Genomic DNA, 12,182 nt, shown 5'->3' with positions numbered 1-12,182 from the left:
CGGATCTCAGGAGGCCGGAAGGTAACTGTTGTCCAGCCACTTCAACGGGTCCGAGCCGGCCTCGACCATCCCGGCGGCCACGAGTTCCTCGTATCCTTCGGCCCAGTAGCCCTCGTCCGTGGTGAGGAGCGGCTGGGTCCCCTTGGCGGTCCAGAGATCCCTGCTCTGGCTCAGTGATTCCTTGGCGACGGCGTCATCGTCCAGGGACCCGAAGGAGTACTTCGACCGCATCGTCTCGATGACCGATTCCAGTGACTCGTCGTCGACGATCTCCTGGACGGCATCCCGGATGGCGGCCAGGTACGCCTTGATGTTCTCCCCGTGCTCCTCCAGCGACTGCTGGGTGGCGGTGTAGATCTGGGAGTCGGCGCGAACGGCATCGCCGGCATCGAAGGCCTGGGCTTCGCCCTCGAACTGCTGCTGGGTGACGATGGCCTGGTCGATACTGACCATGTACCCGGCGATGTCCCCGCGCTTGACCAGTTCGAAGGTCCCGGGGCCCAGGCCGACGACCTGGCGTGCGACGTCGTCGGGGTTCAGCCCGGCCTTGTGCAGCATCAGGGAGAGCGACTTGTCGCTGGTACCGCCCTCGGAGGGCACTCCGATGGTCTTGCCGAGGAAGTCCTCGGGCTTCTCCAGCGGGTTCGCCGTGGCGTTGAGGATGCGGATGGATGAGCCGCGCACGATGCTGCCCACGTTGACGAGGGGCTGTCCGTCCGCAGCTGCCGTGATCAGGTCGATGGCCCCCACTCGGGTCAGCGGCCCCGCCCCGGCCACGAGAGTCTGGATGGCCTGGGGTGAGCCCTTCGTGGACTGGAACGTGACCTGGAGGCCGTGGTTCTCGAAGTGGCCGCCGGCGTCCGCCAGCAGTTCGGGAGCCACCGAGAGGGTCTCCATCGGCAGGTAGCTCAGGTACGTGAACGGCGCGGTTCCGCCCTCACCACCGCCCGCTGCACCGGAGGACGCGGTACCGCAGCTGGTGAGAAGGCCGGTCATGCCGAGTGCCGACAGCCCCAGGGTGCCGGCAAGGAAACCGCGCCGGTTGACCTGGGAACGGACGAGCGGGGATTGCAGGGACATCGTTGACTCCTTGTTCGGGTGGATCGCCGAACACGACTTTGCCAACGGGGGCGACGCGGCTCTACAGAGATCTCAGTCAGTGAGATCTGAGTCACACTACGAGATGAGAATTACCGATTCATCTGGACGTTCAGTGCCATGGACCTCGTGATGGCCAAGGCGGTCGTCTGAACGGCATGCGCCATGGTCTGTTCCTTCAGGCTCCCCAGGGGCGTGTTGACGGACAGGGCCGCGATGACCTGGCTATGGGTGTCACGGATCGGCGCCGCCACCGAGATGGCATCCATGACGACCTGGCGGTCACTGACGGCGAAGCCGCGTGACCTGATCGAGGCCAACATCCGCCGCAGTTCCTGGGGACTGGTGACGGTCAAGGGCGTCCGCTGCTCCAGGCGGCCCGTCAGGTAGTCCTCCTGGACCTCCACGGGCGCATGGGCCAGCAGCATCAATCCCACCGAGGTCAGGTGCAGCGGATAGTGGCTGCCGATGTAGGGCCGGGAGTTCCGCGCACGCCAATGTGACATCCGTTCGATGAAGACTGCTTGCGACCCCTCCCGCACGGCCAGGTGGACCGGGTGACCGGTGATGTCCAAGAGGTCCTGCATGAACGGCAGTGCCGCCTGCTGCACCCCGCCGGACCGCGGCGCGTGGGCAGCCACCTCCCACAGCCACAGGCCCACGTGATAGCGGTGCCCCTCGCCGATCTCCAGCACTCCCTCCTCGGCCAGGGAACGCATGATCCGGTGGCAGGTGGAGGCCGGCAGCCCGGTCCGGCGGCTGACCTCGGTGGCGGTCAGTTCCTCCGCGCCCCGCTCGAAGGCTCGGAGGATGGACGCCATCCTGGACAGCATGCTTCGTTGATCCTCGCCAGCCAGGGCTCCTCCTCCTCGTGTGCCTCTCATCACACGATAGTCGCCGAGGTGGCTGACCAGCGCCCCAGGGCGGATGCCCAGCTCAGAAGTACTGCATGCCCTGATCGACGCTGAGGTGCTCCGAGGTGATCGTGGCCGAGGCTGGGGAGACGAGGAATGCCACCGCGTTGGCAATGGCCTCGGGCTCCATCCAACCCGGTTCCAGGAACGCCTGGCCCATCTGGTTGACCTTCGGGTTTTCCCGGGTGGACGCCTCGATCCGGTCCACGGTGTCGCCGCCGCCCATCGGGGTGGCCACGGCGCCCGGATGCACGGAGTTCACCCTGATGTTGTGAGGGCCCAGTTCGATCGCGAAGCCGCGGGTCAGCCCCACAAGGGCGTGCTTGGACGCCGTGTAGTGGATCATCATCGGCTGCACCTTCTTGCCGGCGTAGCTTGAGGTGATCACGATCGCGCCCCCCTTGCCGCCGTCGATCAGGTGTTGGGCGGTGGCGGTGATGGTGTTCCACACGCCGGTGAGGTTGATGTCGATGGTGTCCTGCCAGGACTGCTGCGAAATGTCCTGCCATTTGGCGGGTTCACAGATCCCGGCGTTGGCCACCACGATGTCGAGGCTGCCGAGTTCGGCCACGGCCCGGTCGGCAGCACCCTTGAGGGCATCGCGGTCCCGGACGTCGGCCTCCACCCCCAGGATGCGGCGGTCGAGTTCCTCCACCAACCGCACGGTCTCCACGAGGTCATCGGGCGTGGCTGCGGGGTAGGGGAGGAAATCGGCCACGGGGCCGGCGATGTCCACGGCCACGATGTCCGCGCCCATGCTCGCCAGCTTGACGGCATGGGCGCGGCCCTGGCCACGGGCGGCACCGGTGATGAAGGCGACCTTGCCCTCGAGTTCGTTCGACATGCGTACTGCTCCGTTCCTCTTGGTGTTCGTGTGCCTGCGGTGAACGACCGTCTATTGGTTCAGCGGTGGCCGGGTGGATGGTCCGAGTCCACCACCGGCAGCACCGGCCCCGGCCAGGCTGGAGCCGATCTGGGGTTCCCCCCAGACGTGGCCGTCGTCGCCGCCTGCCGTGATGGTGAATTGAGGGGGAATGAGGAGATCGTCCGCGGAGATCTCGGCCAGGTTGGCGTGGCCGTTGCCCATCATGGAGGCCTTGAGCCCGTCCTTCATGATGTCCAGCACGTTCTCCACCCCGGCCTGCCCGTTGGCGCTCATGCCCCAGAGGTAGGCACGCCCGATGAGGACACCCCGGGCGCCGAGGGCCAGTGCCTTGTAGACGTGGGAACCGCGGCGGATGCCGCCGTCCAGGTACACCTCGACGTCGTGGCCGATGGCCTGCGCGATTGCGGGGAGCAGGCGGATGGTGGCCGGCGTCGTATCGAGGTTGTTGCCGCCGTGGTTGGACACGGAGACGGCGGTGACGCCGGCGTCCCTGGCGGCCTTGGCGTCGTCCACGCGGGTGATGCCCTTGACCATGAAGGGCCCGTCCCACTGCCGGCGCAGCCACGCGATGTCATCCCATGAGGGGATCTCCGTCTGGCGCCACCAGCCCATGGCCTCGAAGAACCCCGGTGCGGGCTCGCCCTTCGGCACGGCGTTCGGCACGGACAGCTCGGGCGGCGAGAGGGTCTTGGCCCAGTCCATGGCGTAGCCGAACTTGCGTCCCAGGACGATCTCCGGGGCGTACTTGAGGATGGCCTTGAGATCCATCTGCAACGGGATCTCGGGGCTGCCCCAGTCCCGGCCATAGCCGTTCGTCCAGTCGAGGGTGATGATCAGGCCGGCCGCCCCGGCGTCCTTGGCACGCTGGGCGAGCGTCAGCATCTGGTCGCGACCGCCGGCCCAATACAGCTGGAAGAACGTGCGCCCTGGATTCTCGGGCATGACATCCTCCATGGGCTTCGACGAATAGGCACCCAGGCCCATAGCCGCGCCCCGGTTGTTCGCCGCCCGGGCCACGGCAATCTCGCCTTCGGGGTGCACGGCCTGTACGCCCGTGGGCGAGATCATGACCGGCAGCTCGACCGGCACACCCATGATCGTGGTGGTCGTGTCCTGCTGAAGGGGATTGCCGGTGATCTTCGGGGCGAAGCCGAGCTCCGAAAAGGCATCGATGTTGTTCTGCACGGTCATGCCGCGTTCTGAACCGGCCACGAGGGCCATGTACACGGACTTCGGCAGGCGCTTCTTTGCTCGGCGCTGGGCCTCCGCCACACTCTCAAACCACGGATTGGTCATGGTGATGCCGTCCTCACTGTTGGATGTCGTTGGTCGTTGCTGATCAGGGTGAATCTCACGGACTCAGGATCCTGGACAGGGCCCGCGGCAGGTCCCGGAAGGTGCGCACGGTCTCCAGCCGTCCGCGCCCGAGCCGGGCCAGGTCGCGCCCCAGGTCCACGTCCTTCTCCCCCGAGGTATCGAGGAGGATGTCCAGCCGGGGCAGGCTGGCGGCCGCAGCGCGGGGGTCCGGTCCGGCGTTGTGGACGCAGTCGGACAGCAGCAGCACACGGCCCTCGGACGCGGGGACCCTGGCCAGTTCGTCCCGGGCCAGGCGCAGGGAGTGCTCCACATTGGTCAATCCCCGTGCCGGGATGCGCACGAGCGTCTCGAGGATCCCGCCCGGGGTGCCGCCCTGTCCCATCGGGACGATGCGGGCGGCATCGGACCAGAACGCGATCACGGCCAGATCGTCCCGGGCGAACTCCCCCACGATCGCGCCCACCGCGGCAGCGGCCGAGCGGACCCTCTCCCCGCGCATCGAGCCGGAGACATCGAGGAGGAGCACCATCGCCCGGCGTTGCCGGATGCGCTCGCGCACCACGATGTCCGAGGGCTCCGGGACCGGCTTGGCCACCAGGTTCTCCACCGTCGCCTCCAGGTCGATATCCTCGGCACTGCCTCGGAAGGGAAGTCGCTCCAGATCGCCCAGTCCACGCCGCGCCGTCGCCCGCCGCGGCGGCTGGGGAATGGCCAAGGACAGGGCGATCTCCCGTGCCCGGCGCAGCACCTCCCGGTCGGCATGATCGTCCAGGTCCTCCAGGTCGATGACCTGACTGTCCTCGCCGGTCTCCCCCGGGGCCGCTGTTCCCCTGACCCGGGCGGCGGTGGCATCCTTGCCGGCTCCGCTGGCCGTCAGAACCTGTCCTCCGCCCTCGCCGGTCGCCGGCTCGAAGACCGTCGGCGCCTCCTCGAGCACCTTCGGCCTGCGACGCCGGCCCGGCGCCTTCTCCGCCCGGCGCACGATCGGAGCATCGCCCTCGATCTGCTTTCAACCCGGCTCCGCCGCCGCGGGATTCAGGATGAAATGGTCCTCCCAGATCTCCTGCAGCACGCGCTCTGGTGTGGTTCCCGCCGCCTCGTCCACGTGGAGGCGCCCTGAGAGGGAGACCATGGCGGCGTCCAGGATGACGTCGGCATAGCGGCGCCGCGGGGTGTCCTCCGCGCCCACCCGGCCCTCGCCCGGAGTGTCGAGGCCGTGCAGGTTCAGCAGTTGTGCGGCCACCAGGGCCAGGTCAATGGCGCCCCGCACCGAACTGCCCTGGCGGGTGTCCTCGTGGTCCCGGGTGGCCCGGGTCAGGGCGACGGCGTCCGTGACCAGCGCGGAGGCGAGCCGCGCTGGGACGTCCTGGCCGCCGTCGGGCCCCAGGCCGGTGCGCAACATCACGATCCGGTGCTCCGCCGCTGCGTCCTGGTACCCAAGGACCAGACGGTTGAACCGATCATGCACCGAGGTGGACAGGCGGGTGGTCCCGACGTTGTCGTAGGGATTCATCGATCCGATGATGCGGAACGTCGGCTGTGCCGTGATGGTTCCGATCCGTGGGATCGTGACCTGCCGCTCCGCCATGGCCGTCAGCAGCGTGTTGAGCGTGTCATCCGGCGCACGGTTGAACTCCTCGATGTAGAGGAAGCCGCCCTCTCGCATGGCCCGCACGAGCGGGCCGTCCACGAAGTTCTCATCCCGGTACCCCTCCCGCAGAACCCGGGCGGGGTCATGCCCTCCGATGAGCTTGGACGGGGTCAGGTCTGCGTTGCCCTCGACCAGGACGAAGGGGATGCCCCATTCCTCGGCGATGGCCCGCAGGATCGTGGACTTGGACGTCCCCGGGGGACCTTCCAGCAGGATGTCCCGCCCGGCCGCCACCGCGGCGAGGACCAGGTCGAGTTCACGTTCGCGGCCGACGACGCGGTGGCCGAGGCTCTCGCGGACACGGGTCACGTGACCGCTGTCCCGCAGGCCCGTTGACTGGATGCTCATGTCCGTCCTACTTGATCGCCGCGCCTCCGTCGACCGGAATCTGGCCGCCGGAGACGTAATACGACTCATCGGAAGCGAGCCACAGCACCGCGTTGGACACGTGAATGGGCTCGATCCATGCCTTCCCGAAGGGGTTCAATCCGGCAAACGCCGATTCGGCGTCAGACGCCTTCGGCTCGTCCAGGTCCGGCCGGAAGAGCCGGTACGCGCTCTCGTTCTTGACCATGGGTGTGTCGATCGAGTTCGGATGGATGGTGTTGACGCGAATGCCGTGTGGTCCGAGCTCATTCGCCAGCACCTTCATCAGGCCGACGATGCCGTGCTTCGCAGTGGTATAGGCAGCGACGTTCGCCAAACCTTTGAAGCCGGCAAGAGAGGAGATGATGATGACGGAACCACCCTTGCCAGCCTTGATCAGGTGCTCGGCCGCTGCGGCGTAGGTGTGCCACACGCCAGTGAGATTGATGTCCTGGATGTCGTTCCACGAAGTCTCGCTGACCTCATGCGTGTTCGCCCCGAAGGTGAAGATCCCCGCATTCGCGACGATGACGTTGACGGCACCGAGTTCGGCCACGCCATCGTTGACGGCCGACTTCAGTGCGTCGAGATCCCGCACGTCTGCAACACGCGTCACCACTCGACGGTCCAGCGCCTCCACTTGCCGCGCGGTCTCCTGAAGCTCATCCTCTCCCGGCAGTTCGTAGAAGCCTTCAAGGCTGCCCACCGGAGCACAGAGGTCGACCGCAATGATGTCCGCACCTTCCTCAGCCAGCCGGATTGCGTGGCTCCTACCCTGTCCCCGTGCAGCGCCGGTGATGAAGGCGACCTTGCTTTTCAGACGTCCTGTCATGATGTGTGACTCCTTTGTCGTGATGCGGTCCTGGTGCCAAGAGGGGTAATGACGAGACGACGGGGTCAGAAGACGACGGACTTGAGGCCGGCGCCGGCATCCACGGGAAGCGGGACACCGGTGATGTAGCGACCCTCGTCCGAGGAAAGGAAGAGGACGGCGTTGGAGATGTCCACGGGCTCGACCCACGGGATGGGCAGCGAGTTCATGGATTGGGAGGTCGCGGCGAAATCCTCGTCGGTGGGGTTCTCCAGGTCGGGGCGGAAGAGCTTCTTCGTGGCCTCGTTCATGATCATGGGGGTGTCCACCTGGGTCGGGTGGATGGAGTTCACGCGGATGCTGTGCGGGGCCAACTCGAGGGCTAGCGTCCGCATCAGGCCGACCACTCCGTGCTTGGCCGAGACATAGTGCGCGATGTTGCCCATACCCTTGAGGCCGGCCAGGGAACTGGTGAGGACGATCGAGCCGCCGCTGCCTCCGGCCTTGATGTGCGGGATCGCGGCCTTGGCCGTGTGCCACACCCCAGTGAGGTTGATGTCGATCATCGTCTGCCAGCCGCCTTCCGACATGACGTCTGCTTCGGCCATCTCGCCAGAGATCCCGGCATTGGCCGAGACAATGTCGATCCGGCCGAACTCGGCGAAGCCCTCGTCGGCCACGGCCTTGACTGCGTCGAAGTCGCGGACGTCGGCCTGGCGGGCGATGATGCGTCGGTCCAGGGCCTCGACCTGGCGGACCGTCTCCGCCAGATCCTCGGCGGTGGGCCCCGCGTAGGGAACGTGTTCGACATCCTGGCAGATGTCGAACGTGATGATGTCGGCGCCCTCCTCCGCGAGACGCACGGCATGGCTTCTGCCCTGCCCCCGTGCTCCTCCGGAGATGAACGCGACCTTGCCTTCGAGACGTGCACCCATGATCAATTTCCCTTCTGCTTAGAGGCTCGTCTGGCCGGCGTCGACCTTGAGCTGCTGACCGGTGATGTAGCGGGCCTCGTCGGAGGCGAGGAATAGCAGCGCGTTTGAGATGTCCCTGGCCTCGACCCAGTCGATGTCCAGCGCCTGCATAGTCCGGGAGACCTCCGCGAAGTCCTCCCGGCTGGGATTGTCCTTACCGGGGACAAACAGTTTGTAGATCGCCTCGTTCTGGATCATGTCCGTGTCCACCTGGGTGGGGTGGATCGTATTGACGCGGATGTTCTCCTTGCCCAGTTCAAGCACCAGTGTCTTCATCAGGCCGACTACGCCATGCTTGGCGGCGACGTAATGCGCCATATTGGCGTAGCCCTTAATACCCGCCGTCGAGCTGGTGAGGACGATCGCGCCGCCGTTGCCACCGGCACGAAGGTGCGGAAGGGCAGCTTTGACCGTGTGGCGGACGCCGGTGAGGTTGATGTCGATCATCTCCTGCCAGCCGTCTTCGGACTGGTCCGCCAGTTGGTTGACCTCGCCCAGGATGCCTGCGTTGCCGGAGACAATATCGAGTCGCCCAAACTCAGCGAAACCGTCGTCCGCGACGGCCTTGACCGCCGCGAAGTCGCGGACGTCGGCCTGGCGGGCGATGATGCGCCGGTCCAGGGACTCGACCTGACGGACCGTCTCCGCCAGGTCCTCGGCACGCGGGCCGGGATAGGGATTCGATTCCACGTCCTGGCAGATGTCGAACGTGATGATGTCGGCACCCTCCTCCGCGAGACGCACGGCATGGCTTCTGCCCTGCCCCCGTGCTCCTCCGGAAATGAACGCGACCTTGCCTTCGAGACGTGCACCCATGATGTGACTCCTTATTCAGATTGCTGTTCTGATTGCCGTGGGGTGGCTTGACAGTGGATGGAGGTGGATGTGATTCAGATGTGCGGTGACGGTGGAGGAGGATCCGGTCAGGACGATGAGGCCGCGGAGGCGCCAGGTGGCACGAATCCGGCCAATGGATCGATCTCGCAGGCACTGACTGGCGGGCGTGCGGGCGCGCCCATGCCGATGCTCACCGGTACCGGGCGGGACTTCGCGCGTGGACGGGGCGGTGAGGTGCGGTGTGACCGGTCGACGCTGGGCCGTGGGAACTCCAGGTCCGCCTCCCGCCCCTGGAGGAGTTCCTCGCCGAGACCGCGCACGCATTCGGGGTCTGGTCCGTCGAGCGGCAGGCCGGTGAAGAATTTCGCGGCCATGCAGCCGCCGCGGCAGGTGTCGATGAATTGACACCCGGCACAGGCGCCGCCCGTCTGCGGCTCGCGGAGTTCGGTGAACAGCTCGGACTGGCGCCAGACGGCCGCAAATCCACCGTCGTGCACCGTGTTGCCGGCCTTGAACTCATCGTGGATCGCGAAGGGACAGGCGTAGACATCGCCGACCGGGTCGATCAGGCATACCACCCGCCCGGCACCGCAGAGGTTCAGCCCGGGCAGGGTCTGCCCATAGGCGGAGAGGTGGAAGAACGAGTCACCGGTCAGCACGCCCTCCCCGTGTGCCACCAGCCAGTCGTAGAGCTCGCGCTGCTGCTCGGGACGCGGGTGGATGTCATCCCAGACATCCACCGCGCGTCCGGAGGGCCGCAGGCGGGTGATGCGCAGCGTGGCACCGTACTCGTCCGCCAGGGCCTTGAACTCGTCGAGCTGGGGGATGTTGTGCCGGGTCATGACCACGGAGATCTTGAACCCTTCGACGCCGGCATCCTTCAGGTTCTGCATCGCCCGGACCGCGAGGTCGAAGGAGCCCTTGCCCCGCAGGGCGTCATTGACCTCCGAGGTAGCCCCGTCGAGGGAGATCTGCACGTCGATGTAGCCGTTGTCGGCAATCCGCTGCGCGGCCTCCGGGGTGATGCGCACCCCGTTCGTGGAGAACTTCACGCCGACGTCGTGGCTGGTGGCGTACTCGACGATCTCCCAGAAATCGGAGCGCACGGTCGGCTCACCGCCGCCGATGTTGACGTAGAAGACCTGCATCCGCTGGAGTTCATCGATGATCTCCTTGCACTGCTCGGTGGACAGCTCGTTCGGATCGCGGCGGCCGGAGGCCGAGAGGCAGTGCGAACAGCTGAGGTTGCAGGCGTAGGTCAACTCCCAGGTCAGGCAGATCGGGGAATCGAGACCGCGTTCGAAGTGGTCGATGAGGGTCGGGCGGCGTTCGGGCGCGAGGGTCAAGGCAAACTCCAGGGGTTCAGTCGTGGCGGGGGGCCGGCAGCAACATGTCCGTGTCGGCGAGTCGTTGCAGGGCGGACACGTAGCCCGGACGCGCAGCCTCGTCGATTCCCAGGGCGGTGAACGTCGCATCCACGCTCGGGAAGTCGGCCAGTGCGGTGACCAGGTCGACGAGTCGGGTGTCCTTGAGGAAGCTGAGGCGGCGGGTGCCGAAGTGGTAAAGCAGAGCCCCGAAGGGCTCAGGCCGCACCGCCACGCGGGGATTCAGGATCCAGGCCGTCCCGGGATCGAGGACGAGCCCCGATCCCGGATCCACAGCCGGGTGTGTGGTGGTGGCCAAGGTCAGTAGACCCCGCACATACCGTCGATCGAGACATCCTCGACGAGGTCGTCCGCAGTGACCTCGGGGTCCGTGCTCTGGGCGTGGGCGCTGGACTGCTCCATAGTTCCTCCGTGGAAAGTGCCGTGAATATGTGAGCTGAATCACTCACATGATGGGAGACTAAATGACACTGGGTGCCAATGCAATGGATCGTTCTCAATCTGGTGAACAATCTTCCTAGAGGTGAGAGGAGGTGCCATGACCGAAGACCACGAGACGCCTGAACGGACCTTGGGCCGTCCCCGTGCCACAACGCATGACGTGCTGGCCGAGATCGGTGTGGAACTCTTCACCCGCCACGGGTATGAGCACGTCTCGGTCCAGCAGATCGCCGATGTGGCGGGGGTGTCCCGCCGGACCTTCTTCCGATACTTCCCGACGAAGGCGGACCTGCCCTGGGGCGATTTCGCCCGGGAGGTGGAACGGCTGCGCGGAGAACTGGCCCTCGTGCCGGATGACATCCCCCTGATGGCCGCCGTACGACATGCCGTCGTGGAGTTCAATCGCGTCCCGCCGGAGGCCGTCGACCAGCACCGTGCCCGGCTCGGACTCATCCTGACGGAGCCGGAGTTGATCGCCCGGTCCCTAGTGAAATTCCTCGACTGGCGGCGAGTCATCGCGGAGTTCACGGCTCGGCGACTCGACATGGATCCCACATCCTTCTTCCCTGAACTGGTCGGTGAGGTCGCCTTGAGCGCGGCCGTCGCCGCCTATCGGCAGTGGATTCCCTCGCCTGACACCGACCTCTCGACCTTCATCGACACCGCCTTCGCCGCCATCGTGGATCTGGACCGGCTGGAGCAGGGCGTCGCAGCACAGCTGTCGACACGGTTGGTCACCGTGGGGCAGGACCACAGGGGAATCACGGGTACCGCGACCATCCAGGAGCTGCCGGAATCACCGGAGGAGAACGTCGATGAGACTCGCTGATGCCACCTGGCCGGATATCCACCCACAGACCTTCGGCGGCGCGGCCCCAGTGCTTGTGCTCCCGCTCGGGGCGCTGGAGCAGCACGGTCCACACCTTCCCCTGGACACGGATGCCGTCACTGCCACGGCGGTGGCCACCGCCGTGGCAGTGGCCCGGCCTCGGGCCGCCCTCGCCCCGACCCTGCCGATCGGCGCCAGCGGGGAACACACCGACTTTCCCGGCACGCTGTCCATCGGCACCGAAGCCCTGCGTCAACTCATCGTCGAGGCGGTCCGCAGTTCCACTCCGACGTTCTCCGCGGTCATGGTGGTCAACGGCCATGGCGGCAACGTGGATGCCCTCCGGTCCGCAGCCGAACTGTGCACGGCTGAAGGACGAATACTCCTGTCCCACCACCTGGGCCTGCCGGGGATGGACGCCCATGCCGGCCGGACGGAGACCTCGCTGATGCTGCATCTGACCCCGGAGCGGGTGCGGCTGGATCACGTGGAGCCCGGCAACACCGCACCCCTACGAGATCTCCTGGCCGAGATGAAGGCGCACGGGGTGCGGGGAGTCAGCCCGAACGGCGTTCTCGGCGATCCGACCGGGGCCAGCGCCGCCGAGGGAGCGGAACTGTTCGCGCGGCTCCGCGACCGGGCCATCGCAGCGTTCGACGTCCTCACGGGTTAG

Annotated in this window: 14 protein-coding genes; 2 read left to right on the top strand and 12 right to left on the bottom strand. The window is 66.6% G+C overall.

Annotated features, from left to right (window positions below; genetic code table 11):
- Positions 1 to 6 precede the first annotated feature (6 nt).
- The 12 genes from BOSE125_RS05495 to mftA form a co-directional block, all read right to left on the bottom strand.
- Complete coding sequence (locus BOSE125_RS05495) at positions 7 to 1,080, bottom strand: ABC transporter substrate-binding protein (RefSeq protein ID WP_201301139.1); 1,074 nt, start codon at positions 1,078 to 1,080, stop codon at positions 7 to 9.
- Positions 1,081 to 1,190: 110 nt separating this feature from the next.
- Positions 1,191 to 1,931, bottom strand: coding sequence for an IclR family transcriptional regulator (locus BOSE125_RS05490; RefSeq protein WP_159550760.1), 741 nt, complete (start codon positions 1,929 to 1,931; stop codon positions 1,191 to 1,193).
- Between the two features lie 103 nt (positions 1,932 to 2,034).
- The gene (locus BOSE125_RS05485; RefSeq protein WP_159550758.1) at positions 2,035 to 2,856 is read right to left on the bottom strand and encodes a mycofactocin-coupled SDR family oxidoreductase; all 822 of its coding nucleotides are present in this window, start codon (positions 2,854 to 2,856) and stop codon (positions 2,035 to 2,037) included.
- Positions 2,857 to 2,907: 51 nt separating this feature from the next.
- Positions 2,908 to 4,194 (bottom strand): pre-mycofactocin synthase MftD, encoded by a 1,287-nt coding sequence (mftD, locus tag BOSE125_RS05480; RefSeq protein ID WP_159550756.1) that lies wholly within the window; start codon positions 4,192 to 4,194, stop codon positions 2,908 to 2,910.
- Between the two features lie 55 nt (positions 4,195 to 4,249).
- Positions 4,250 to 5,197, bottom strand: coding sequence for a VWA domain-containing protein (locus tag BOSE125_RS05475; protein WP_201301138.1), 948 nt, complete (start codon positions 5,195 to 5,197; stop codon positions 4,250 to 4,252).
- A 27-nt stretch (positions 5,198 to 5,224) separates the two neighbouring features.
- Positions 5,225 to 6,214, bottom strand: coding sequence for a MoxR family ATPase (locus BOSE125_RS05470; protein ID WP_159550754.1), 990 nt, complete (start codon positions 6,212 to 6,214; stop codon positions 5,225 to 5,227).
- A gap of 7 nt (positions 6,215 to 6,221) precedes the next feature.
- Positions 6,222 to 7,064, bottom strand: a complete 843-nt coding sequence (locus BOSE125_RS05465; RefSeq protein WP_159550752.1) for a mycofactocin-coupled SDR family oxidoreductase — start codon at positions 7,062 to 7,064, stop codon at positions 6,222 to 6,224.
- A 65-nt stretch (positions 7,065 to 7,129) separates the two neighbouring features.
- The gene (locus tag BOSE125_RS05460; RefSeq protein ID WP_159550750.1) at positions 7,130 to 7,978 is read right to left on the bottom strand and encodes a mycofactocin-coupled SDR family oxidoreductase; all 849 of its coding nucleotides are present in this window, start codon (positions 7,976 to 7,978) and stop codon (positions 7,130 to 7,132) included.
- Between the two features lie 18 nt (positions 7,979 to 7,996).
- Positions 7,997 to 8,833: a mycofactocin-coupled SDR family oxidoreductase gene (locus BOSE125_RS05455; protein WP_159550748.1), complete on the bottom strand. Its 837-nt coding sequence runs from the start codon at positions 8,831 to 8,833 to the stop codon at positions 7,997 to 7,999.
- Positions 8,834 to 8,940: 107 nt separating this feature from the next.
- Positions 8,941 to 10,200, bottom strand: a complete 1,260-nt coding sequence (gene mftC / locus BOSE125_RS05450; protein ID WP_236557827.1) for a mycofactocin radical SAM maturase — start codon at positions 10,198 to 10,200, stop codon at positions 8,941 to 8,943.
- A 16-nt stretch (positions 10,201 to 10,216) separates the two neighbouring features.
- A complete protein-coding gene (gene mftB / locus BOSE125_RS05445) occupies positions 10,217 to 10,537 on the bottom strand; it encodes a mycofactocin biosynthesis chaperone MftB (protein ID WP_236557826.1) in 321 nt (106 codons plus the stop codon).
- 2 nt (positions 10,538 to 10,539) lie between these two features.
- On the bottom strand, positions 10,540 to 10,641 hold the full coding sequence (mftA, locus tag BOSE125_RS05440; protein WP_159550742.1) for a mycofactocin precursor MftA: 102 nt from the start codon (positions 10,639 to 10,641) through the stop codon (positions 10,540 to 10,542).
- A gap of 136 nt (positions 10,642 to 10,777) precedes the next feature.
- Between mftA and mftR the strand changes: the two genes are divergently transcribed.
- Positions 10,778 to 11,509, top strand: a complete 732-nt coding sequence (mftR, locus tag BOSE125_RS05435) for a mycofactocin system transcriptional regulator (RefSeq protein ID WP_159550740.1) — start codon at positions 10,778 to 10,780, stop codon at positions 11,507 to 11,509.
- Positions 11,496 to 12,182 (top strand): mycofactocin biosynthesis peptidyl-dipeptidase MftE, encoded by a 687-nt coding sequence (gene mftE, locus BOSE125_RS05430; RefSeq protein WP_159550738.1) that lies wholly within the window; start codon positions 11,496 to 11,498, stop codon positions 12,180 to 12,182. The genes mftR and mftE overlap by 14 nt, the downstream gene beginning before the upstream one ends.

The sequence above is a fragment of the Citricoccus sp. K5 genome, assembly GCF_902506195.1.
In the GTDB taxonomy this organism is placed as follows: Bacteria; Actinomycetota; Actinomycetes; order Actinomycetales; family Micrococcaceae; genus Citricoccus.
The sequence above is the reverse complement of the archived record's forward strand: the minus strand, read 5'-3'. Positions and strand labels throughout refer to the sequence as shown.